Consider the following 22,866-nt stretch of genomic DNA (forward strand, 5'->3'; position numbering starts at 1 on the left):
CCCGGGCGATTAGCTCAGCGGGAGAGCGCTTCGTTCACACCGAAGAGGTCACTGGTTCGATCCCAGTATCGCCCACCAGCCGAGAGGCCGGTCCGTCCCACGGACCGGCCTCTCGCACGTTCCCGGACCCGCGCGGCAGCGCTCACGCCGCGGCCGGCAGCTCCGGGCGCAGCGGCCACGCCGTGTCCACCGGCTCCGGCGTCCCGCTGCGCGCGAACCACGCCTGCAGGCCCCGCGCCTGGGCCGCGTGCCACACCGCCTGGAGGGTGTGCAGCTCCGCCGTCGACAGCCGCTCCAGCCGGGCCGAGAAGCGCCGCCCGACCGCCCGGACGACCTCCATCGCCGCCAGCGCGTCCGCCGCCGCGTCATGGGCCCCGTCCAGCACCACCTCGTACTGCGCGCACAGGTCGGTCAGTGTGCGGCGGCCCTTGCGGTAGCGGTCCAGATGCTTGTCCAGCACCCGGGGATCCAGCACGCACAGCGGGGCGTGGTCCAGATAGCGGGCCAGTGAGGACGCCCGGTGCCGGCGCAACTCCCGGTCCAGGATGGTCAGATCGAACGGCGCGTTCATCACCACCAGCGGACGCGAGGCCGCGCACTGGTCCGCGAGCGCCTTGACTATCTCCTCCATCACCGGCGACGGCCAGCGGCCGTTGCGCTGAAGGTGATCCTCCGTCAGCCCGTGCACCTCCGTCGCGGCGGCGGGCACCGGCACCCCCGGGTTGACCAGCCACCGTGTGATGCGCGGCCGTCCGCCGGGTGTGTCCTGGACGACGACGGCGGCCGACACGATCCGGTCCTCCTCGACGTCCACTCCGGTTGTCTCCGTGTCAAATGCGGCCAGTGGGCCGTCGAACCAGTGCGTCATCCCCGAACTCCTCGCACACGCTTGGCAGATGGGAGCGAACCTGCCCGAAGCGGTGATACCCGGACTGTTTGCGCCTCACGCCGGGCGGTGACAACACAGGTGACGGGGAAGGACATCGACATGGCGCTCGCCCAGCCCGAGCCGGGAGGGCCGGCACCCGCGGGCGGGAGGCGCCCCCAGCCGCAGCGGGCCGCCGCGCCCCTGCGCGGAGCACTCGCCACCACCGCCTGTATGGAGACCCTTCAGGTGGGCTATCTGCACGCCGTCGCCGCCGCGGCCGGCTGCTCCCTCTCCCAGCCGTTCCCGGACAACGGCATCGACTGGCACGTCAGCCACGGCTCCGCCGCCCACCTCGTCGACGACGAGGTCACCATCAAGGTCCAGCTCAAGGCCACCTACCAGCTGCCGCCCCACCCGCCCGGACCCGCGTTCTCCTTCACGCTGGACAACGACCACCTGGTGAAACTGGCCCGCACCCCGGTCTCCGTCCACAAGATCCTCGTCGTGATGATCGTGCCGAGGACCCGGGAGGAGTGGCTGCGCGCCGGACACGACCGGCTCGATCTGCGCCACTGCTGCTACTGGACCAACCTCGCCGGGCATCCCGTCACCGGCGCGCGCCGGACCACCGTGCGCGTCCCCACCTCGCGGATCTTCGACGACCGGGCGCTCTGCGAGATCATGACGCGCGTCGGCGCGGGAGGGAGACCCTGATGCACCGGCCCTTCGACGAGCACCACCGCCCTCCCGTCCCCGGTCGCCCTCCTGTCCCCGCACCCGCGCCCGGCCGTCCGCACCCCGCCGGCGCTCCCGGCCCCTGGGGCGACCGCACCGCACCCGACCCCGCCCAGATCGACCCCGCCGTCCTCGGCGCCCTCCTCGACCGGCACGGCTGGCGGCGGCGCGGCGGCGCCCCCGGCCGCTACAGCCGCTGGACCCCGCCCGGCCTGGCCGCGAACGGCACCAGCCTCCTGGTCCCCGAGGACCGCGCCTTCCCCGACTGCGAGGACCTCATCGGCGAGGCCCTCACCGCCCTCGCCCGCTGCGGGGCCCCCTCCGCCCGGGAGGTCCTCGTCTCCCTCGCCGTCCCCAGCGACGAGATCCGCTGGTGGCGGGACATCCCCGAGGGCCCCTCCGGCACCGTCTCCTGGACCGCCGAGGAGCAACTGCGCACAGCGGTACGGCAGATGCTCATGGCCGGTGCCCTCGCCGCCCGCGGACCGGCCGGCTACCACGGCGCACGCCACCGCCGGGCGGCTCTGGCAACCCTGTCCGGCGTCCTCGTCGGCCCCGCCACCGGCGGACGCGCCCTCACCGCCTTCGTGCCCGTGCGCTCCGGCCGGGCCGTCGCCGTCCGCCTCTGCCACGCCCTCCAGGCCGCCCGCGAGGCCGTCGACTACCGGCGGGCGGCCGGCGGGATGGAAGCCTTCGACGCCGCCGTCCGGGCCGGGGTCAGCAGGGAGCTGACCGAGGCCGTGATCGCGCTGGTGCGCGGCACGGAGGGCGCGCGGATCGCCGTGGACTGGTCGCCCGGGGCCGGGGTGCCCCAGGGGTGCGCGGCCCGGATGGAACCCGTCGAGTTCTCCGCCGGGGATCTGGCCACCCTGCGCGCGGCCTCGGCGCGCTACCTCCAGGAGGAACCGTCCGTCCCCGTCCGGCTCACCGGCACCGTCGTCCGGCTGCGCCGCCCCGACCCGCGCGGGCCCGGGACCGTGCGGCTGCGGGTGCTCGCCGGGGCGGAGGTCTCCCATGTGCGGGTGGTCCTCGACGACGACGCCTACCGCGCCGCCGGACGGGCCCACCTCGCCGGGCTGCCCGTCCGGATCGCCGGGCGGCTGGAGAGCAGCGGCGGCTTCCGGCGGCTGGCCGACCCCGGCCGGGTCACCGCCGTCCGCGTGGACGAGGCCGAACGGGACCGGCTGATGAAGGCCCTGCGCGAACACCCGGACCCCGACCCCTACGACGAGGACCCCGACCACGACCCGCACTCCGGGGGCGACGCGAACGACGTGGGCGGACCGGGCGGCCCCGGCGACGCGGGCGACCCGGACCACGACCCGGACGACGCGGAGCGCGATCACCACGGACCGGGCGCGGGCGCGTAACCGTTTCGCGGGCGCCCCCACCGGCTCGGTACGATTCCAGGTGCGCGAGCCGTACCCGGCCGCGCACCAGCCTTCAGTCAGGAGAGACCGGTGTCAGACGTCCGTGTGATCATCCAACGCGATTCGGAGCGGGAAGAACGCGTGGTGACGACGGGCACTACGGCCGCCGAGCTCTTCGCGGGCGAGCGCAGCATCGTCGCCGCCCGGATCGCGGGCGAGCTGAAGGACCTCACCTACGAGGTGCGCGACGGCGAGCAGGTCGAGCCCGTCGAGATCACCTCCGAGGACGGCCTGAACATCCTGCGCCACTCCACCGCGCACGTCATGGCCCAGGCCGTGCAGGAGCTGTTCCCGGAGGCCAAGCTCGGCATCGGCCCGCCGGTCAAGGACGGCTTCTACTACGACTTCGACGTCGAGCGGCCCTTCACCCCGGAGGACCTCAAGGCCGTCGAGAAGAAGATGCAGGAGATCCAGAAGCGCGGCCAGCGCTTCTCCCGCCGGGTCGTCACCGACGAGGCCGCGCGCGAGGAGCTGGCGGACGAGCCGTACAAGCTGGAGCTGATCGGGCTCAAGGGCTCGGCCTCCTCCGACGACGGCGCGGACGTCGAGGTCGGCGCGGGCGAGCTGACCATCTACGACAACCTCGACGCCAAGACCGGCGAGCTGTGCTGGAAGGACCTCTGCCGGGGCCCCCACCTGCCCAGCACCCGCAACATCCCGGCGTTCAAGCTGATGCGCAACGCCGCCGCGTACTGGCGCGGCAGCGAGAAGAACCCGATGCTCCAGCGGATCTACGGGACCGCCTGGCCGTCCAAGGACGAGCTGAAGGCGTACCTCGACTTCCTCGCCGAGGCGGAGAAGCGCGACCACCGCAAGCTCGGCAACGAGCTGGACCTCTTCTCCATCCCCGAGGAGATCGGCTCCGGCCTCGCCGTCTTCCACCCCAAGGGCGGCATCATCCGCCGGGTCATGGAGGACTACTCGCGCCGCCGGCACGAGGAGGAGGGGTACGAGTTCGTCTACACCCCGCACGCCACCAAGGGGAAGCTCTTCGAGGTCTCCGGGCACCTCGACTGGTACGCCGAGGGCATGTACCCGCCCATGCAGCTCGACGAGGGCGTGGACTACTACCTCAAGCCCATGAACTGCCCGATGCACAACCTGATCTTCGACGCGCGCGGCCGCTCCTACCGTGAACTGCCGCTGCGGCTCTTCGAGTTCGGCACGGTGTACCGGTACGAGAAGTCCGGCGTGGTGCACGGCCTGACCCGCGCCCGGGGCTTCACCCAGGACGACGCGCACATCTACTGCACCAAGGAGCAGATGGCGGAGGAGCTGGACCGCACCCTCACCTTCGTCCTCAACCTGCTGCGCGACTACGGGCTCAACGACTTCTACCTGGAGCTGTCCACCAAGGACCCCGAGAAGTTCGTCGGGTCGGACGAGGTCTGGGAGGAGGCCACCGAGACGCTGCGCCAGGTCGCCGAGAAGCAGGGCCTGGAGCTCGTCGCCGACCCGGGCGGCGCCGCGTTCTACGGCCCGAAGATCTCCGTGCAGGCGCGGGACGCGATCGGCCGGACCTGGCAGATGTCGACCGTGCAGCTGGACTTCAACCTCCCCGAGCGTTTCGGCCTGGAGTACACCGGCCCGGACGGCACCAAGCAGCGTCCGGTCATGATCCACCGTGCGCTCTTCGGCTCGATCGAGCGCTTCTTCGCGGTCCTGCTGGAGCACTACGCGGGCGCGATGCCGCCGTGGCTGGCCCCGGTCCAGGCGGTCGGCATCCCGATCGGCGACGCGCACGTGGAGTACCTCCAGGCGTTCGCGGCGGACGCGAGGAAGAAGGGCCTGCGGGTGGAGGTGGACTCCTCCTCGGACCGGATGCAGAAGAAGATCAGGAACCAGCAGAAGCAGAAGGTCCCCTTCATGGTCATCGTCGGCGACGAGGACATGAACGCGGGCACGGTCTCCTTCCGCTACCGCGACGGCTCCCAGGAGAACGGCATCCCGCGCGAGGACGCCCTCGCCAAGCTGGCCGACGTGGTGGAGCGCCGCGTCCAGGTCTGATCCGACCCGTCCGTACCGAGGGGCGGCCCCTGTCCGGGGCCGCCCCTCGGCACGTCCTCGCGCCGAATATGCTGGCCCGCATGACGACTGAGCCGGAGCAGCAGATCGGGGTCGGGACGCCTGACGCGTTCCAGCGCCTGTGGACGCCTCACCGCATGGCGTACATCCAGGGCGAGAACAAGCCCACCGGCCCGGGGGCCGGGGACGGCTGCCCGTTCTGCTCGATCCCGGAGAAGTCCGACGAGGACGGTCTGATCGTGGCCCGTGGTGAGCGCGTCTACGCCGTGCTCAACCTCTACCCCTACAACGGCGGGCATCTGATGGTGGTGCCCTACCGCCATGTCGCCGACTACACCGAGCTGGACGAGGCGGAGACCGCCGAACTGGCCGTGCTGACCAAGCAGGCGATGACCGCGCTGCGGACCGCGTCCGGCGCGCACGGCTTCAACATCGGCCTCAACCAGGGGGCGGCGGCCGGCGCCGGGATCGCCGCCCATCTGCACCAGCACATCGTGCCGCGCTGGGGTGGTGACACCAACTTCATGCCGGTGATCGGCGCGACGAAGGTGCTGCCGCAGCTCCTGGGGGACACCCGGGCGATGCTCGCCGCCGCCTGGCCGGTCTGACCGGCCCCGGTGCGACGCGGTGCAGCGCGTCGCACCGCCCACCTCACGCGTCGTACACGTCCGCCTTGCCCGGGGACGCCTCCTGCACCGCGCCGCTGACCGTGAGGGAGCGGCTGTCGAAGCGCGAGGTGTCCACGCCGTTCTCCTGGAGGACCTTCAGGGCCGCCGCGTGGGCCACCCGCAGGACCGGGGTGGCCGCCCGCAGGGCGTCGTCCGCCATGAAGCGGTGGCGCCACGGCTTCTCCGCCCAGGCGTGCCGCAGCCCGAAGGGCTCGGGGAGCACCAGCTTGCCGCCGAGGAAGTCCAGCAGCGGCGGGTACCAGGTGAACGGGGCGCGCACCGCGAGGCGGACCACCTCCGGGGTGTCGACCAGCGGCAGGGACCGTTCCGTGGTCTCCCAGAAGCGGACCGTCTTGCTCACCGTGACCGTCTTCGGGGCGGGCTTGGTGGTGAAGAGGGAGTGGACCGGGCCCAGGGCGTGGCCGGTGACCTCGACGCGCAGGGTCTCGTGGAGGACGGTCACCGTGATCAGCATGGTGATCACCAACTGGCCGTCCCAGAGGGTGAACTGCACGCCGAGGTAGTGGCGGTCGCCGCCGCCGAACTGCTGGTGGTTGCAGATCCGCTGTATCTCGTGGCCGCGGACCTGGAACGCCTCCACGTCCTGCCCGTCCGGGCGGGTGACGGCGGCCGCGTTCTCGCCGACGGGGGAGACGATCCAGTGCTTGACCGAGGGCGGCGGGAAGCCGCCGGAGTTCAGCGGGCCGCGCTCCAGGAGCTTGAGCTTGTCGTGGATGGCCCGGATGACGTCCCAGCTCCGGAACTGGTTGATCTCCTTGGACGGGTCGGCGGAGACCAGTTCCTCGGCCATCTGCCAGCTCCCCCAGCGGGTGCCCATGCCGAGTATCCCCTTGGGGCCCGCGTAGAAGACGACGTTGGAGTGCTGTTCGGCGGTGAGCTTCTGGAGGCCCTGGCGGAGCTGTTCGCGGGCCGCGTCGTTGGGGTTGCCGGGGACCGCGTCGGGCACCTTGGCGCCGATGCCACCCCCGGAGAGCAGGCTCTCCCAGCGTTCCCGCAGGTCCTTGGCGCTCGCCTCGCAGATCCGCTTCGCCAGCACCCAGCCGATCACGGGCGCGACGATCATGCCCCGCAGGTAGTAGCCCCAGAAGCCGGAGAACGGCAGCCGCCACAGCATGATCACGGCGAGCGCGCCCAGGCCCACCAGCAGGGCGGTGCCGACCGCGCCCGCCCGCTTGTTCTGGCCGCCGGCGAGGGTGCGCCGCAACTGGAACACACCGATCCAGAGCAGCAGGCCGGGCAGGAAGAGGAGTCCGCACAGGGCCATCACGGCGGTCAGCCGGCCGTCCCGCTCACGGCGGATGCGGGTGGCGGCCAGGCAGTGCTCGACCACGCTCTGCGGGTCGGAGCCGAAGGACTGGATCAGCGAGCCGCGCGCGCCACCCAGCATCCGCACCTGCACGGCCCGGGAGAACGCCTCGCCGAGGTTGGGCTCGAAGAGGGAGAACTTGCCCTTCTTCACCTCGGACTTGTGCCACTCGCTGTTGGCCTTGAGGATCTCGTCCACCGGGCTGTCCCGGTAGGCGGCCGAGGCGAGGGCATGGGTCGCCGCGGTCTGTCCGGCCGACCCCATGAGCGGGACCTGGGCCCCGGGTGTGAAATCGAATCCGTCTGCCACTGCCGCCCCCATCGCCGCGTACCCGTGCACTGCGGCCTGTTCCCAACTGCCGCGCCCCGCACACCTGGTGAGCTGGGCACCTCAGGGTATCGGCGGAGGGGGGCCTGCGGCAGGGCACATCGCGCCGCGCCCCGCCGGACGGGTGCGCCGGCGGGGCACGGCGGGCTCAGCGTGCGCCCGTGCCCGCCTCGGCGCGCATCCGGTCCGCGACCTGCGGCGGCATGGGTTCGTGGCGGGCGTAGGAGCGGCTGAAGCGGCCCGTTCCGTGGGAGAGGGAGCGCAGGTCGACGGCGTACCTGCCGATCTCCAGTTCCGGTACCTCGGCCCGTACCAAGGTGCCCGCGTCGCCCGCCTGTTCGGTGCCGACGACCCGGCCGCGGCGGCCCGAGAGGTCGCTCATCACCGCGCCCACATAGTCGTCGGGGACCAGGACGCGCACCTCGGCGACCGGCTCCAGCAGTTCGATCCGGGCCCCGGCCGCGGCCTCCCGCAGGGCGAGCGCGCCGGCGGTCTGGAAGGCGGCGTCCGAGGAGTCGACCGAGTGGGCCTTGCCGTCGCGGAGGGTGACCCGGACGTCGACGAGGGGGCAGCCAGCCGAGACGCCGCGGGCCGCCTGGGCGCGGACGCCCTTCTCGACGGAGGCGATGAACTGCCGCGGTACCGCCCCGCCGACGACCTTGTCGACGAATTCGAGGCCGGAGCCGGTGGGCAGGGGTTCCACGTCGAGTTCGCAGATCGCGTACTGGCCGTGCCCGCCGGACTGCTTCACATGGCGGCCCCGGCCGGCCGCGCCCGTGCCGAAGGTCTCGCGCAGCCCCACCCGGTGCGGCACCACGTCGACCCGGACCCCGTAGCGGCCGCTGAGGTGCTCCAGGACGACCTCGGCGTGGGCCTCGCCCATGCACCACAGGACGACCTGGTGGGTGTCGGGGTTCTGTTCGACGCGCAGGGTCGGGTCCTCGGCGGCCAGCCGGGCCAGGCCCTGGGAGAGCCGGTCCTCGTCGGTCTTGCTGTGCGCCTCGATCGCCAGGGGGAGCAGCGGGTCGGGCATGGTCCACGGCTCCATGAGCAGCGGGTCGTCCTTGGCGGACAGGGTGTCGCCGGTCTCGGCCCGGGAGAGCTTGGCGACGCAGGCGAGGTCGCCGGCGACGGCGTGCGGGAGGGGGAGCTGCTGCTTGCCGAAGGGGGAGGTCAGCGCGCCGACGCGTTCGTCGACGTCGTGGTCCTCGTGGCCCCGGTCGGTGAGGCCGTGGCCGGAGACGTGCACGGTCTCGTCGGGGCGCAGGGTGCCGGAGAAGACGCGGACCAGGGAGATCCGGCCGACATAGGGGTCGGAGGCGGTCTTGACGACCTCGGCGGCGAGCGGCCCGTCGGGGTCGCAGGTGAGCGCGGGGCGGGGGCTGCCGTCGGGTGCGGTGACCTCGGGGCAGGGGCGTTCCAGCGGGGTGGGGAAGCCGCGGGTGATCAGGTCGAGGAGTTCGACGGTGCCGAGGCCCTGGCGGGCGCCGTCGGCGGCGGGCGCGGCGGCGAGGACGGGGTGGAAGGTGCCGCGGGCGACCGCCTTCTCCAGGTCGCCGATCAGGGTCTTGAGGTCGATCTCCTCGCCGCCGAGGTAGCGGTCCATCAGGGTCTCGTCCTCGCTCTCCGCGATGATCCCCTCGATGAGCCGGTTCCGGGCGTCCTGGATCAGGGCGGACTGGTCCTCGTCGGGCGGGTCCTCGCGGCGTTCGCCCGTGGTGTAGTCGAAGATCTTCCGGGTCAGCAGCCCGACCAGGCCGGTGACCGGGCGGTGGCCGTCGGCGTGCTCCGGTCCGTACTGGGGGAGATAGAGCGGCAGGACCGCGTCCGGGTCGTCGCCGCCGAAGATCCGGGCGCAGACCGCGGTGAGTTCGTCGAAGCCGGTGCGGGCGGTGTCCAGATGGGTGACCACGATCGCGCGCGGCATGCCGACGGCGGCGCACTCGTCCCACACGGCGCGGGTCGCCCCGGCGACGGCGTCCGCCTCCTGGGCGGCGGAGACCACGAAGAGGGCCGCGTCCGCCGCGCGCAGACCGGCCCTGAGCTCACCGACGAAGTCGGCGTATCCGGGGGTGTCCAGGAGGTTGATCTTGCAGTCGTCCCAGGCGAGGGGGACGAGGGAGAGCTGTACGGAACGCCGGCGGCGGTGTTCGATCTCGTCGTGGTCGGAGAGGGTGCCGCCGTCCTCGACCCGGCCGGCCCGGGTCACCGCTCCCGCGGTGAGGGCCAGGGCCTCGACGAGGGTGGTCTTGCCCGATCCGCTGTGGCCGACCAGCACCACATTCCGTACCGCTGCGGGGTGGTCGGCCGTTACCGCTCTGCCGGCGGCTCCGGGGTGTCCGCGTGAGGTGTCGCCCATGATCGTGCCTCCCGATCCGGTGCACGGAGAGGTGGAGGGGGCCGCGGGCGCGGGGTCCGGGGCTCCGGCCGGGCGCCCGCGGTGGTGGTCCTTCGAGCTTTCCACCGTCCCCGCGGCGCGTCCATACGTCGGACGGCCCGGCGCCGCGGCGCCCCCTGCGCCGGGTGGGACGGATGCGCCGCCCGGGTCCCGCCACTGCGGCGCGCGGGGCGTGACTACGATGGGCCACCCGGTGGCCGTTGGGGCCACGCGGGACACCGGACCTCGGGAAGACCATGCTGAACAAGTACGCGCGTGCCTTCTTCACGCGTGTTCTCACACCGTTCGCCGCGTTCCTGCTCCGCCGGGGAGTCAGCCCCGACGCGGTGACCCTCGTCGGCACGGCCGGCGTGATGGCGGGTGCGCTGGTCTTCTTCCCCCGGGGCGAGTTCTTCTGGGGCACGATCGTCATCACGCTGTTCGTCTTCTCGGACCTGGTCGACGGGAACATGGCCCGCCAGGCGGGGACCTCCAGCCGCTGGGGCGCCTTCCTGGACTCCACCCTGGACCGGGTCGCCGACGGCGCGATCTTCGGCGGCTTCGCGCTCTGGTACGCGGGCGCGGGCGACAACAACATGATGTGCGCGGTGGCGATCTTCTGTCTGGCCAGCGGCCAGGTGGTCTCGTACACCAAGGCGCGCGGCGAGTCGATCGGTCTGCCGGTGGCCGTGAACGGTCTGGTCGAGCGGGCCGAGCGCCTGGTGATCTCCCTGGTCGCGGCGGGTCTGGCCGGGCTGCACGGCTTCGGCGTCCCCGGGATCGACGTGCTGCTGCCGATCGCGCTGTGGATCGTCGCCGTCGGCAGCCTGGTGACCCTGGCCCAGCGGGTGGTGACCGTGCGGCGCGAGTCCGCCGAGGCGGAGGAGGCGGCCGCGCAGGACGGCAACGCCGCGGCTCCCCGGAACGGAGCCGATGCCTCGTGATGCGCGACCGTCTCACCGACTCCCTCTACGGTCTCGGCTGGAGCGCCGTGAAGAAGCTCCCCGAGCCGGCCGCCGTCCGTCTCGGCCGGACCATCGCGGACACCGTCTGGAAGCGGCGCGGCAAGGGGGTGCTGCGGCTGGAGTCCAACCTCGCCCGGGTGGTCCCGGACGCGACGCCCGAGCGCCTGGCCGAGCTGTCCAAGGCCGGGATGCGCTCCTACATGCGCTACTGGATGGAGTCCTTCCGGCTGCCCACCTGGGACCAGGAGCGCGCCCGCAGCAGCTTCGACCCCAAGGACGTCCACCACCTCACCGAGGGCCTGGACCGGGGCAAGGGCGTGATCCTGGCCCTGCCGCACCTGGCCAACTGGGACGTCGCCGGGATCTGGGTGACCCGCGCCCTCGGCGTCCCCTTCACCACCGTCGCCGAGCGCCTCAAGCCGGAGAGCCTGTACGACCGGTTCGTGGCCTACCGGGAAAGCCTGGGCATGGAGGTGCTGCCGCACACCGGCGGGACCGCGTTCGGCACCCTCGCCCGGCGGCTGCGGGACGGCGGGCTGGTCTGCCTGGTCGCCGACCGCGACCTGTCCGCCTCCGGCACCGAGGTCGAGTTCTTCGGGGCCACCGCCCGGATGCCCGCGGGCCCCGCGCTACTCGCCCAGCAGACCGGCGCGCTGCTGCTGCCCGTCACCCTCTGGTACGACGAGACGCCCGTGATGCGGGGCCGTGTCCACCCGGCGATCGAGGTCCCCGAGTCGGGTACCCGGGCCGAGAAGACGTCCCAGATGACACAGGCCCTCGCGGACGCGTTCGCCGGGGGCATCGCCGAGCACCCGGAGGACTGGCACATGCTGCAACGGCTCTGGCTGGCAGACCTGGAGGAGCGCCCCGCGTGAAGATCGGCATCGTCTGCCCGTACGCGTGGGACGTGCCGGGCGGCGTCCAGTTCCACATCCGCGACCTCGCCGACCACCTGATCCGGCTGGGCCACGAGGTCTCGGTGCTCGCGCCCTCCGACGACGATACCCCGCTGCCGCCGTACGTGGTCTCCGCGGGCCGCGCCGTGCCCGTCCCGTACAACGGCTCGGTCGCCCGGCTGAACTTCGGCTTCCTCTCCGCCGCGCGGGTCCGCCGCTGGCTGCACGACGGCACCTTCGACGTCATCCACATCCACGAGCCGGCCTCGCCCTCCCTGGGGCTGCTGTCCTGCTGGGCGGCGCAGGGCCCGATCGTGGCCACCTTCCACACCTCCAACCCGCGCTCCCGGGCGATGATCGCGGCCTATCCGATCCTCCAGCCGGCCCTGGAGAAGATCAGCGCCCGGATCGCGGTGAGCGAGTACGCCCGGCGGACCCTGGTGGAGCACCTGGGCGGGGACGCGGTGGTCATCCCCAACGGCGTGGACGTGGGCTTCTTCGAGAAGGCCGAGCCCAAGAGCGCCTGGCAGGGCAACACCCTGGGGTTCATCGGCCGCATCGACGAGCCGCGCAAGGGCCTGCCCGTCCTGATGAAGGCCCTGCCCGCGATCCTGGCGGAGTGCCCGGACACCCGGCTGCTGGTCGCCGGGCGCGGCGACGAGGAGGAGGCGGTCGCCTCCCTGCCCGCCGAGATGCGCTCCCGGGTGGAGTTCCTGGGCATGGTCAGCGACGAGGACAAGGCGCGGCTGCTGCGCAGCGTGGACGTGTACGTGGCGCCGAACACCGGGGGCGAGAGCTTCGGCATCATCCTGGTCGAGGCGATGTCCGCGGGCGCGCCCGTCCTCGCCTCCGACCTGGACGCCTTCGCCCAGGTCCTGGACCAGGGCGCAGCGGGTGAGCTGTTCGCCAACGAGGACGCCGGGGCCCTCGCGGACGCCGCGGTCCGGCTGCTGCGCGACCCGGCCCGGCGGGAGGAACTGCGCACCCGGGGGAGCGCGCACGTCCGGCGCTTCGACTGGTCCACGGTCGGCGCGGACATCCTCGCGGTCTACGAGACCGTCACGGACGGCGCGGCCTCCGTCGCCGCCGACGAACGCACCGGCCTCCGCGCCCGCTTCGGCCTGGCGGCCCGCGACTGACGCCACCACCTCCGCGGGCGTCCCCCACAGCAACGCAGCCCAGCCAGGGCGACAGCGCCCCGCGCGTGACAACGGCGAAGCCCCCGCCCACCGGCCCGGGCGTAGCAACGCAGCTCAGCCATGGTGGGGAGGCCGGGGCCGTGCAGGGGTCGTGTACGGGACGTGCGGCGTGGCCCGGAAGGTGGGCGACGCAGGCCGCGCGTCCCGTGCATGAGCCCCGGAGGGGCCACGGGACCAGCGTCCCGGACCGGGCCCCGCACAAGCAACGCCCCCACCCCGAGAGGTAAAACGCCCCCCACCCCGAGAGGTAACCTGCCGCCCGTGAGCACCCTGATCTGGATCGTCGTCGCCCTGGTCGCCGTCGGCATGTACCTGAGCTGGACCGCCGGGCGGCTCGACCGGCTGCACGCCCGGATCGACGCCGCCCGCGCCGCCCTCGACGCCCAGTTGCTGCGCCGCGCCTCCGTGGCGCAGGAGCTCGCCACCTCCGGTGTCCTCGACCCTGCCGCGTCGATCGTCCTCTACGAGGCCGCCCACGACGCCCGGCAGGCCGAGGAGGAGCACCGGGAGGTCGCCGAGAGCGAGTTGAGCGCCGCGCTGCGCGCGGTCTTCGGCGAGAGCGAACAGGTCGAGGTGGTGCGCGCGGTGCCCGGCGGCGAGGACGCGGCCGACGAACTCGCGCAGGCGGTACGGCGCGTCCCCATGGCCCGCCGCTTCCACAACGACGCGGTCCGCGCGGCCCGCGCCCTGCGCCGGCACCGCAAGGTGCGCTGGTTCCGGCTGGCGGGCCACGCCCCGTTCCCGCTGGCCTTCGAGATGGACGACGAGCCCCCCACGGCCCTCGCGGACCGCCCGGCCTGAACCCGCCGCCGACGGCCCGCCACCCGCCCGCCGACGGCCCGCCACCCGCCCGCCGCCGCGCGGCCTCCGCCGACAAAGCCCGAAAAAACGATCCACCGCCTCACCATTGGCCCTTGATGTGGACTGGTCCGGCCCGGTTCCATCGGTGACGCTCCACACCGTCGTCACCGAATGAGGTCCCCCGTGTCCGTCAACCCCACCCCGCAGTCCGTCGACACCCCGGCGACCGGCACCTCCCGCGTCAAGCGCGGCATGGCCGAGCAGCTCAAGGGCGGCGTGATCATGGACGTCGTCACGCCCGAGCAGGCGAAGATCGCCGAGGACGCGGGCGCCGTCGCGGTCATGGCGCTGGAGCGGGTCCCGGCGGACATCCGCAAGGACGGCGGCGTGGCCCGGATGTCCGACCCGGACATGATCGAGGGCATCATCGAGGCCGTCTCCATCCCGGTCATGGCCAAGTCCCGGATCGGCCACTTCGTCGAGGCCCAGGTCCTCCAGTCCCTCGGTGTGGACTACATCGACGAGTCCGAGGTGCTGACCCCGGCCGACGAGGTCAACCACTCCGACAAGTGGGCCTTCACCACCCCGTTCGTCTGCGGCGCCACCAACCTGGGCGAGGCCCTGCGCCGGATCGCCGAGGGCGCGGCCATGATCCGCTCCAAGGGCGAGGCCGGCACCGGCAACGTCGTCGAGGCCGTCCGCCACCTCCGCCAGATCAAGAACGAGATCGCCCGCCTGCGCGGCTTCGACAACAACGAGCTGTACGCCGCCGCCAAGGACCTGCGCGCCCCCTACGAGCTGGTCAAGGAGGTCGCCGAGCTGGGCAAGCTCCCCGTCGTCCTCTTCTCCGCCGGCGGTGTGGCCACCCCCGCGGACGCCGCCCTGATGCGCCAGCTCGGCGCCGAGGGCGTCTTCGTCGGCTCCGGCATCTTCAAGTCCGGCGACCCGGCCAAGCGCGCTGCCGCCATCGTGAAGGCCACCACCTTCTTCGACGACCCCAAGATCGTCGCCGACGCCTCCCGCAACCTGGGCGAGGCCATGGTCGGCATCAACTGCGACACCCTCCCCGAGGCCGAGCGCTACGCGAACCGGGGCTGGTGATGACCTCACCGCTCATCGGCGTCCTCGCCCTCCAGGGCGATGTACGCGAGCACCTGATCGCCCTGGCCGCGGCGGGCGCCGTGGCCAGGCCGGTCCGGCGGCCCGAGGAACTGGCCGAGGTCGACGGCCTGGTGATCCCCGGCGGCGAGTCCACGACCATGTCGAAGCTGGCCGACCTCTTCGGGATGACCGGCCCGCTGCGCGAGCGGATCGCCGCCGGCCTGCCCGTCTACGGCACCTGCGCCGGCCTGATCATGCTCGCCGACAAGATCCTCGACCCCCGGTCCGGCCAGGAGACCTTCGGCGGGATCGACATGATCGTCCGCCGCAACGCCTTCGGCCGCCAGAACGAGTCCTTCGAGGCCGGCGTCGACGTCACCGGCGTCGGCCCGGTCGAGGGCGTGTTCATCCGCGCCCCCTGGGTGGAGTCCACCGGCGCCGAGGTCGAGGTGCTCGCCGAGCACGGCGGCCATGTCGTCGCCGTCCGCCAGGGCCGGCTGCTCGCCACCTCGTTCCACCCGGAACTCACCGGCGACCACCGGATGCACGGCTTCTTCGTGGACATGGTGCGCGCCGCCGGGTGACCCGATCCCGGTAGGATCTCTCGGGTTCGTTCAGTAAAGGGTTACGCGAAGGAGACAGGCAGATGTCCGGCCACTCTAAATGGGCTACGACGAAGCACAAGAAGGCCGTGATCGACGCCAAGCGCGGCAAGCTCTTCGCGAAGCTCATCAAGAACATCGAGGTCGCGGCGCGTACCGGCGGTCCGGACCCGGAGGGCAACCCGACGCTGTTCGACGCCATCCAGAAGGCGAAGAAGCAGTCCGTCCCGAACAAGAACATCGACTCCGCGGTCAAGCGCGGCGGCGGTCTCGAGGGCGGCGGCGTCGACTACGAGACGATCATGTACGAGGGTTACGGCCCGAACGGCGTCGCGGTCCTCATCGAGTGCCTCACCGACAACCGCAACCGCGCCGCCTCCGACGTGCGCGTCGCCATGACCCGCAACGGCGGCTCGATGGCCGACCCGGGCTCGGTGTCCTACCTGTTCAACCGCAAGGGCGTCGTGCTCGTCCCCAAGGGCGAGCTGACCGAGGACGACGTCCTCGGCGCGGTCCTGGAAGCGGGCGCCGAGGAGGTCAACGACCTCGGCGAGAACTTCGAGGTGCTCAGCGAGGCCACCGACCTGGTCGCGGTCCGCTCCGCCCTCCAGGAGGCCGGCATCGACTACGACTCGGCCGAGGCCAACTTCGTCCCGACCATGCAGGTCGAACTGGACGAGGAGGGCGCGCGCAAGATCTTCAAGCTGATCGACGCGCTGGAGGACAGCGACGACGTGCAGAACGTCTTCGCCAACTTCGACGTCTCCGACGAGGTCATGGAGAAGGTCGACGCCTGACGCACCCTCAGGGCACCGCGTCTGCCGCGCTGTCGGACGGGCCGGCGGGGACACACCCCCGCCGGCCCGTCCGCGCGTTGTCGGTGCGAGCCGATAGCCTGCACAAACAGATGAGCGGACAGCGGGTGAGCGGTCCGCGGCCGCGCGGAAGGAGGGGGCCGTCGTGCGTGTGCTGGGAGTGGACCCGGGGCTGACCCGGTGCGGCGTCGGTGTCGTCGAGGGCGTCGCCGGCCGCCCGCTGACCATGCGCGGCGTCGGCGTGGTCCGCACCTCGGTCGACGAGGAGCTGGGCCGGCGCCTCGTCGGCATCGAGCGGGGCATCGAGCAGTGGCTGGACGAGCACCGGCCGGAGATCGTCGTGGTGGAGCGGGTGTTCAGCCAGCACAACGTGAGCACGGTGATGGGCACCGCCCAGGCGTCCGCCGTCGCCATGCTCTGCGCCGCCCGCCGCGGACTGCCCGTCGCCCTGCACACCCCCAGCGAGGTCAAGGCGGCCGTGACCGGCAGCGGCCGGGCCGACAAGGCCCAGGTCGGCGCCATGGTCACCCGGCTGCTGCGGCTGGACGCCCCGCCGAAGCCCGCCGACGCGGCGGACGCCCTCGCCCTCGCCATCTGCCACATCTGGCGCGCCCCCGCCCAGAACCGCCTCCAGCAGGCCGTGGCCGCGCACCGCGCCACCCTCTCCCCGAAAGGCCGGACCGCATGATCGCCTTCGTGAGCGGCCCCGTCGCCGCCCTCGCCCCCACCACCGCGGTGATCGAGGTCGGCGGGATCGGCATGGCCGTCCAGTGCACCCCGGACACCCTCTCCGCCCTCCGGATCGGGCAGGACGCCCGCCTGGCCACCTCCCTGGTCGTCCGGGAGGACTCCCTCACCCTCTACGGCTTCGCCGACGACGACGAGCGCCAGGTCTTCGAACTGCTCCAGACCGCGAGCGGGGTCGGCCCCCGGCTCGCGCAGGCGATGCTCGCCGTCCACCGGCCCGACGCCCTGCGCCTCGCGGTCGCCACGGGAGACGAGAAGGCCCTCACCGCCGTCCCCGGCATCGGCAGGAAGGGCGCCCAGAAACTGCTGCTGGAGCTGAAGGACCGCCTCGGCGAACCCCTCGGTACCGCCGGGCCCGCGATCGGCGCCGCCGTCTCGCAGTCCTGGCGCGACCAGCTCCACGCGGCCCTCCTCGGCCTCGGCTACGCGACCCGGGAGGCGGACGAGGCCGTCGCCGCGGTCACCGGGCAGGCGGAGGCGATGGGCGCCGACCCGGCGGTCGGCCCGCTGCTGAAGGCGGCCCTCCAGAGCCTCAACCGGGCCCGCTGACCCGGCCCCCGCCCCCTACCGACCACCGCGCCCCCTCCACCCGCAGAGGCAGACACCGTGAACCGGGACGACCAGACCGCCGCCGACACCGAGACCCGCCTCGTCGGCCCCGCCGCCGACGGCGAGGACCAGGCCGTCGAGGCGGCCCTGCGCCCGAAGTCCCTCCAGGAGTTCGTCGGCCAGGAACGCGTCCGCGAGCAGCTCGACCTCGTCCTCAGGGCGGCCCTCGCCCGCGGCGCCACCGCCGACCATGTGCTGCTCTCCGGCGCCCCCGGCCTCGGCAAGACCACCCTGTCCATGATCATCGCGGCCGAGATGGGCGCCCCGATCCGGATCACCTCCGGCCCGGCCATCCAGCACGCCGGCGACCTCGCGGCCATCCTCTCCTCCCTCCAGGAGGGCGAGGTCCTCTTCCTCGACGAGATCCACCGGATGTCCCGGCCCGCCGAGGAGATGCTCTACATGGCGATGGAGGACTTCCGGGTCGACGTGATCGTCGGCAAGGGCCCCGGCGCGACCGCCATCCCGCTGGAGCTGCCCCCGTTCACCCTGGTCGGCGCCACCACCCGGGCCGGACTGCTGCCGCCCCCGCTGAGGGACCGTTTCGGCTTCACCGCGCACATGGAGTTCTACGAGCCCGCCGAGCTGGAGCGCGTGATCCACCGCTCCGCCCAGCTGCTGGACGTCCGCGTCGACGCCGAGGGCGCCGCCGAGATCGCCGGCCGCTCCCGGGGCACCCCGCGCATCGCCAACCGCCTGCTGCGCCGGGTCCGCGACTACGCGCAGGTCAAGGCGGACGGCCGGATCACCCGGGAGACCGCCGCCGCGGCCCTCGGGGTGTACGAGGTCGACACCCGGGGCCTCGACCGCCTCGACCGGGCCGTCCTGCGGGCGCTGCTGAAGCTCTTCGGCGGCGGACCGGTCGGCCTGTCCACCCTCGCCGTCGCGGTGGGGGAGGAGCGGGAGACCGTCGAGGAGGTCGCCGAGCCCTTCCTCGTCCGCGAGGGCCTGCTCGCCCGCACCCCGCGCGGGCGGGTGGCCACCCCGGCCGCGTGGGCGCACCTCGGGCTGGTGCCGCCGCAGCAGGCCCCGGGCGCAAGCGGACAACAGGGTCTGTTCGGGGCGTGACGGCGAGGAGACTCGCCGGGTGCGGAACCACGGTGCGATGCTGGGCGTTGTTCCAGTGATGCGGACTCGCTTAGACTCCGCCGATGCCGCCCTTCCAGGGACGGCGTGCCCACCCCCGTAGATCAGGCCGTTCGTCAGCGCGGTCGTGCGAAGGACTTCCCCGCCGTGGATATCTTGACCCTCCTCCCCTTCATCGTGCTCATCGGGGCCATGTTCCTGATGACCCGCTCCGCCAAGAAGAAGCAGCAGCAGGCCGCGCAGATGCGCGACTCGATGCAGCCCGGCACCGGCGTGCGGACCATCGGCGGCCTCTACGCGACCGTCAAGGAGGTCAACGACGACACGGTCCTCCTGGAGGCGGCCCCCGGCGTCCACCTCGTCTTCGCGAAGAACTCCATCGGTGCCGTCCTCGCGGACGAGGAGTACAACCGCATCGTCCACGGCGACGACGAGACCACCGTCGTCCCCGACGACGCCTCCTCCCTGACGGGCGGCTCCGACGCCGGCGACGCCGAGCGGATCGACCTCGGGAAGAAGGACGCGGACGACGCCGCGCCGAAGGACGCCGAGGCCGAGAAGACCGACGGCGCCGAGAAGACCGACGGCAAGGACGACCGCACCGACGGCGGGACCGACGCGAAGTAGTCACGACCGGGGACCGCGGGCGGCGCCGACCGGCGCCGAGCGGTCCCCGGAGCGTGCCGACGCATCTCGGGGGATGGTCCCCACACCACTTCGTGGCCGCCTCGGCGCACACCCGGCGCAGGCGGTTGGACAGGGAGAATCGAGAAGGTGGCAGCACCGAACAGGGGCCGAAAGCCCACGGGGGCTCAGGGCAGGCCGGGGCGCACCCTGGTCTTGATCCTGATCGCCATGGTCGCGCTCGCGGGCGGGATGTTCTGGTCAGGACATACCACGCCGCGTCTGGGCATCGACCTGGCGGGCGGTACGTCCATCACGCTCACGGCGAAGAACCAGCCGGGCGCGCCCAACGCGATCAACCCGACCAACATGGACACCGCGGTCGGCATCATCGAGCGTCGCGTCAACGGCCTGGGCGTCTCCGAGGCCGAGGTCCAGACGCAGGGCGAAGAGAACATCATCGTCAACATCCCCAAGGGGACCAACAGCGAGCAGGCACGGAAGCAGGTCGGCACCACCGCCCAGCTGTACTTCCGGCCCGTGCTGACGGTGGCGCCCGGCGCACCCGCGGCCGACCAGCCCGCCCCGAGCCCGAGCGCCTCGGAGTCCGGCAAGCCCGAGTCCGGCAAGCCCGAGTCCGGCAAGCCCTCCGAGGAGCCGTCCGAGGAGCCCGGCGACAAGGCGAGCGACAAGCCCGAGGCGAACGCGCCCTCCTCCTCGCCCACCACCCAGGGCCGCGCGGTCACCGAGGGCCTCAAGGCCCCGGCCGCCAGCCCCTCCCCGTCCGGCTCCGGTGAGCCCGAGGCGTCGAAGAGCCCCGAGGGCTCCGAGAGCCCCGCGCCCGAGCCGTCCGACGACCCCGCGTCGGCGGCGCTGGAGAAGAAGTTCACCGAGCTGAACTGCGCCGACGACAAGGTGCGCGGCAAGCTCGGCGAGGGCGTCAAGCCCGGTGACACCACGGTCGCCTGCGGCAAGAACAGCGCCGACCAGTGGGAGAAGTACATCCTCGGCCCGGCCGAGGTGGACGGCAAGGACGTCGACGACGCCAAGGGCGAGCTCGACCAGCAGCGTGGCCTGTGGAAGGTCACCATGCAGTTCACCGACGAGGGCGCCAAGAAGTTCTCCACCATCACCAGCCGCCTGTCGCAGCAGCAGCCCCCGATGAACCAGTTCGCCATCGTCCTCGACAGCGAAGTGGTCTCCGCACCGCAGGTGAACCAGACCCTCAGCGCCAGCGCCGAGATCACGGGTGACTTCACCCAGGAGTCCGCGCAGGACCTGGGCAACATCCTGTCCTACGGCGCCCTGCCGCTCACCTTCCAGGAGTCCAGCGTCACCACCGTGACCGCGGCCCTCGGCGGCGAGCAGCTCCAGGCCGGTCTGATCGCGGGCGCCATCGGCCTCGCGCTGGTCATCGTGTACCTGGTCGTCTACTACCGCGGCCTGTCCTTCATCGCCATCCTCAGCCTCCTGGTCTCGGCGGTCCTGACGTACACCCTGATGGCGCTCCTCGGCCCGGCCATCGGCTTCGCGCTGAACCTGCCGGCCGTCTGCGGCGCCATCGTGGCCATCGGTATCACCGCGGACTCGTTCATCGTGTACTTCGAACGCATCCGGGACGAGATCCGGGAGGGCCGGACCCTGCGCCCGGCCGTGGAGCGGGCCTGGCCGCGCGCCCGGCGCACCATCCTGGTCTCCGACTTCGTGTCGTTCCTCTCCGCCGTGGTGCTCTTCATCGTCACCGTCGGCAAGGTGCAGGGCTTCGCGTTCACGCTGGGTCTGACCACCCTGCTCGACGTCGTCGTGGTGTTCTTCTTCACCAAGCCGCTGATGACGCTGCTGGCCCGCCGGAAGTTCTTCGCGGACGGCCACCCGTGGTCCGGCCTCGACCCGACGCGGCTCGGCGCCAAGCCGCCGCTGCGCCGCGGCCGCCGTGTCTCCGTCCCCACCGACCCGAAGGAGGCGTGAGATGTCGCGACTCGGCAATCTCGGCGCCCGGCTGTACCGCGGTGAGGTCGGCTACGACTTCGTCGCCAAGCGCAGGTTCTGGTACGGCGTCTCGATCCTGATCACCATCACCGCCATCGTGGGCCTCGCGGTCCGCGGCCTGAACATGGGCATCGAGTTCAAGGGCGGCGCCGTCTTCACCACCCCGAAGGCGGAGGTCTCGGTCTCCCAGGCCCAGGAGGTCGCCGAGGAGGCGTCCGGTCACCTGGCCATCGTCCAGGAGCTGGGCACCGGCGGTATGCGCATCCAGGTCAGCGAGCTGGACACGGCGCAGGCCGACCGGGTGCAGACGGAGCTGGCCGAGGAGTTCGGCGTCGACCGCGAGAAGATCAACGCGGAGCTGGTCGGCCCGAGCTGGGGCGAGCAGATCGCCAACAAGGCGTGGACGGGTCTCGGGGTCTTCATGATCCTGGTGGTGATCTATCTGGCGATCGCCTTCGAGTGGAGAATGGCGATCGCGGCCCTGATCGCCCTGATCCACGACATCACCATCACCGTCGGCGTCTACGCCCTGGTGGGCCTGGAGGTCACCCCGGGCACGGTGATCGGTCTGCTGACCATCCTCGGCTATTCGCTCTACGACACGGTGGTCGTCTTCGACTCCTTGAAGGAATCCTCGAAGGACATCACCAAACAGACCCGCTGGACCTACAGCGAGATCGCCAACCGCTCGATCAACAGCACCCTGGTGCGCTCGATCAACACCACGGTCGTCGCCCTGCTGCCGGTCGCCGGCCTGCTGTTCATCGGTGGCGGTGTCCTCGGCGCGGGCATGCTCAACGACATCTCGCTGTCGCTCTTCGTGGGTCTCGCCGCCGGCGCGTACTCCTCGATCTTCATCGCCACGCCGCTCGTCGCCGACCTCAAGGAGCGCGAGCCGCAGATGAAGGCCCTGAAGAAGCGTGTCCTCGCCAAGCGGGCGTCCGCGGCCGCCAAGGGCGAGAGCGGTGAGCCGGACGCCGGAGACGCGACGGACGGCCAGGACCGCGCCGACGACGGCACGGCCGCCGCCGGCGCGGTCGTCGGCCCGCGGGGCCGCGGCCGGGGCCGTCCGACGGGCGGCCGCCGCCGGTGAGCGCCCACGGTACGGAGAACGCGGACGCCACCCGGGAGCTGCTCCTCAGCCGCATCCGGGACGTGGCCGACTACCCGAAGCCGGGCGTGATGTTCAAGGACATCACCCCGCTGCTGGCGGACCCGGTGGCCTTCACGGCGCTCACCCGGGCCCTCACCGGCATCTGCGAGCGCCACTCGGCCACCAAGATCGTCGGTCTGGAGGCGCGCGGCTTCATCCTGGCCGCACCGGTCGCCGTCCGCGCGGGCATCGGCTTCGTCCCCGTCCGCAAGGCGGGCAAGCTCCCCGGGGCGACGCTGGCCCAGGCGTACGAGCTGGAGTACGGCACCGCCGAGATCGAGGTGCACGCCGAGGACCTGAACGCGGGCGACCGCGTCATGGTCATCGACGACGTCCTCGCCACCGGCGGCACCGCCGAGGCGTCGCTGCAGCTGATCCGGCGGGCCGGGGCGGAGGTCGCGGGCGTCGCGGTCCTGATGGAGCTGGGCTTCCTCGGCGGCCGGGCCCGTCTCGGCGAGGCCCTGGACGGGGCCCCGCTGGAGGCCCTGATCACGCTCTGAACCGCTTCTCTGAACGCTCGCC

21 protein-coding genes and 1 tRNA gene are annotated in these 22,866 nt (G+C 72.5%); 19 read left to right on the forward strand and 3 right to left on the reverse strand.

Features of this window, described 5'->3' with window-relative positions; all coding sequences use genetic code 11:
* Positions 1 to 3: 3 nt before the first annotated feature.
* Positions 4 to 78: transfer RNA gene (locus ABZ457_RS18965), tRNA-Val, on the forward strand.
* Between the two features lie 64 nt (positions 79 to 142).
* On the opposite strand, the gene ABZ457_RS18970 is transcribed toward ABZ457_RS18965, so the two are convergent.
* On the reverse strand, positions 143 to 868 hold the full coding sequence (locus ABZ457_RS18970) for a 3'-5' exonuclease (RefSeq protein ID WP_359158717.1): 726 nt from the start codon (positions 866 to 868) through the stop codon (positions 143 to 145).
* Positions 869 to 988: 120 nt separating this feature from the next.
* Here ABZ457_RS18970 and ABZ457_RS18975 point away from each other — a divergent pair, with 120 nt between their 5' ends.
* From ABZ457_RS18975 to ABZ457_RS18990, 4 genes are all read left to right on the forward strand, one after another.
* Positions 989 to 1,582 (forward strand): DUF4365 domain-containing protein, encoded by a 594-nt coding sequence (locus ABZ457_RS18975; protein WP_018848897.1) that lies wholly within the window; start codon positions 989 to 991, stop codon positions 1,580 to 1,582.
* On the forward strand, positions 1,582 to 2,973 hold the full coding sequence (locus ABZ457_RS18980; RefSeq protein ID WP_359158718.1) for a hypothetical protein: 1,392 nt from the start codon (positions 1,582 to 1,584) through the stop codon (positions 2,971 to 2,973). Before ABZ457_RS18975 ends, ABZ457_RS18980 begins: the two co-directional genes overlap by 1 nt.
* 90 nt (positions 2,974 to 3,063) lie before the next feature.
* Positions 3,064 to 5,040: a threonine--tRNA ligase gene (gene thrS / locus ABZ457_RS18985; protein ID WP_359158719.1), complete on the forward strand. Its 1,977-nt coding sequence runs from the start codon at positions 3,064 to 3,066 to the stop codon at positions 5,038 to 5,040.
* A gap of 68 nt (positions 5,041 to 5,108) precedes the next feature.
* Positions 5,109 to 5,666, forward strand: a complete 558-nt coding sequence (locus tag ABZ457_RS18990) for an HIT domain-containing protein (protein WP_359158720.1) — start codon at positions 5,109 to 5,111, stop codon at positions 5,664 to 5,666.
* Positions 5,667 to 5,709: 43 nt separating this feature from the next.
* Here the strand turns inward: ABZ457_RS18990 and ABZ457_RS18995 are convergent, their stop codons facing one another.
* The gene (locus ABZ457_RS18995) at positions 5,710 to 7,374 is read right to left on the reverse strand and encodes a hypothetical protein (protein WP_359158721.1); all 1,665 of its coding nucleotides are present in this window, start codon (positions 7,372 to 7,374) and stop codon (positions 5,710 to 5,712) included.
* Between the two features lie 154 nt (positions 7,375 to 7,528).
* Positions 7,529 to 9,739, reverse strand: a complete 2,211-nt coding sequence (locus tag ABZ457_RS19000) for an elongation factor G-like protein EF-G2 (protein WP_359158722.1) — start codon at positions 9,737 to 9,739, stop codon at positions 7,529 to 7,531.
* A gap of 275 nt (positions 9,740 to 10,014) precedes the next feature.
* On the opposite strand from ABZ457_RS19000, the gene pgsA reads away from it, so the two are divergent.
* From pgsA to ABZ457_RS19070, 14 genes are all read left to right on the forward strand, one after another.
* Positions 10,015 to 10,701, forward strand: a complete 687-nt coding sequence (gene pgsA, locus ABZ457_RS19005; RefSeq protein ID WP_359158723.1) for a phosphatidylinositol phosphate synthase — start codon at positions 10,015 to 10,017, stop codon at positions 10,699 to 10,701.
* Complete coding sequence (locus ABZ457_RS19010; protein ID WP_359158724.1) at positions 10,701 to 11,597, forward strand: phosphatidylinositol mannoside acyltransferase; 897 nt, start codon at positions 10,701 to 10,703, stop codon at positions 11,595 to 11,597. The genes pgsA and ABZ457_RS19010 overlap by 1 nt, the downstream gene beginning before the upstream one ends.
* Positions 11,594 to 12,757, forward strand: a complete 1,164-nt coding sequence (locus ABZ457_RS19015; RefSeq protein ID WP_359158725.1) for a glycosyltransferase family 4 protein — start codon at positions 11,594 to 11,596, stop codon at positions 12,755 to 12,757. The genes ABZ457_RS19010 and ABZ457_RS19015 overlap by 4 nt, the downstream gene beginning before the upstream one ends.
* Positions 12,758 to 13,123: 366 nt before the next feature.
* Positions 13,124 to 13,618: a hypothetical protein gene (locus ABZ457_RS19020; RefSeq protein WP_359158742.1), complete on the forward strand. Its 495-nt coding sequence runs from the start codon at positions 13,124 to 13,126 to the stop codon at positions 13,616 to 13,618.
* A gap of 171 nt (positions 13,619 to 13,789) precedes the next feature.
* The gene (gene pdxS / locus ABZ457_RS19025) at positions 13,790 to 14,719 is read left to right on the forward strand and encodes a pyridoxal 5'-phosphate synthase lyase subunit PdxS (protein ID WP_359158726.1); all 930 of its coding nucleotides are present in this window, start codon (positions 13,790 to 13,792) and stop codon (positions 14,717 to 14,719) included.
* Positions 14,719 to 15,303: a pyridoxal 5'-phosphate synthase glutaminase subunit PdxT gene (pdxT, locus tag ABZ457_RS19030; RefSeq protein WP_359158727.1), complete on the forward strand. Its 585-nt coding sequence runs from the start codon at positions 14,719 to 14,721 to the stop codon at positions 15,301 to 15,303. The genes pdxS and pdxT overlap by 1 nt, the downstream gene beginning before the upstream one ends.
* A 62-nt stretch (positions 15,304 to 15,365) precedes the next feature.
* On the forward strand, positions 15,366 to 16,118 hold the full coding sequence (locus tag ABZ457_RS19035; RefSeq protein WP_359158728.1) for a YebC/PmpR family DNA-binding transcriptional regulator: 753 nt from the start codon (positions 15,366 to 15,368) through the stop codon (positions 16,116 to 16,118).
* A 163-nt stretch (positions 16,119 to 16,281) separates the two neighbouring features.
* A complete protein-coding gene (ruvC, locus tag ABZ457_RS19040) occupies positions 16,282 to 16,824 on the forward strand; it encodes a crossover junction endodeoxyribonuclease RuvC (protein ID WP_359158729.1) in 543 nt (180 codons plus the stop codon).
* Positions 16,821 to 17,432 (forward strand): Holliday junction branch migration protein RuvA, encoded by a 612-nt coding sequence (ruvA, locus tag ABZ457_RS19045; protein ID WP_359158730.1) that lies wholly within the window; start codon positions 16,821 to 16,823, stop codon positions 17,430 to 17,432. Before ruvC ends, ruvA begins: the two co-directional genes overlap by 4 nt.
* Positions 17,433 to 17,489: 57 nt before the next feature.
* Positions 17,490 to 18,560, forward strand: coding sequence for a Holliday junction branch migration DNA helicase RuvB (gene ruvB / locus ABZ457_RS19050; protein ID WP_359158731.1), 1,071 nt, complete (start codon positions 17,490 to 17,492; stop codon positions 18,558 to 18,560).
* Positions 18,561 to 18,725: 165 nt separating this feature from the next.
* Positions 18,726 to 19,205, forward strand: a complete 480-nt coding sequence (gene yajC / locus ABZ457_RS19055; RefSeq protein ID WP_359158732.1) for a preprotein translocase subunit YajC — start codon at positions 18,726 to 18,728, stop codon at positions 19,203 to 19,205.
* Positions 19,206 to 19,352: 147 nt separating this feature from the next.
* Positions 19,353 to 21,170, forward strand: a complete 1,818-nt coding sequence (gene secD, locus ABZ457_RS19060; protein ID WP_359158733.1) for a protein translocase subunit SecD — start codon at positions 19,353 to 19,355, stop codon at positions 21,168 to 21,170.
* A 1-nt stretch (position 21,171) separates the two neighbouring features.
* Positions 21,172 to 22,284 (forward strand): protein translocase subunit SecF, encoded by a 1,113-nt coding sequence (secF, locus tag ABZ457_RS19065; protein ID WP_359158734.1) that lies wholly within the window; start codon positions 21,172 to 21,174, stop codon positions 22,282 to 22,284.
* Positions 22,281 to 22,844, forward strand: coding sequence for an adenine phosphoribosyltransferase (locus ABZ457_RS19070; RefSeq protein ID WP_359158735.1), 564 nt, complete (start codon positions 22,281 to 22,283; stop codon positions 22,842 to 22,844). Before secF ends, ABZ457_RS19070 begins: the two co-directional genes overlap by 4 nt.
* Positions 22,845 to 22,866: the final 22 nt, after the last annotated feature.

The sequence above is a fragment of the Streptomyces sp. NPDC005805 genome (assembly GCF_040630445.1).
Lineage (GTDB): Bacteria > Actinomycetota > Actinomycetes > Streptomycetales > Streptomycetaceae > Streptomyces.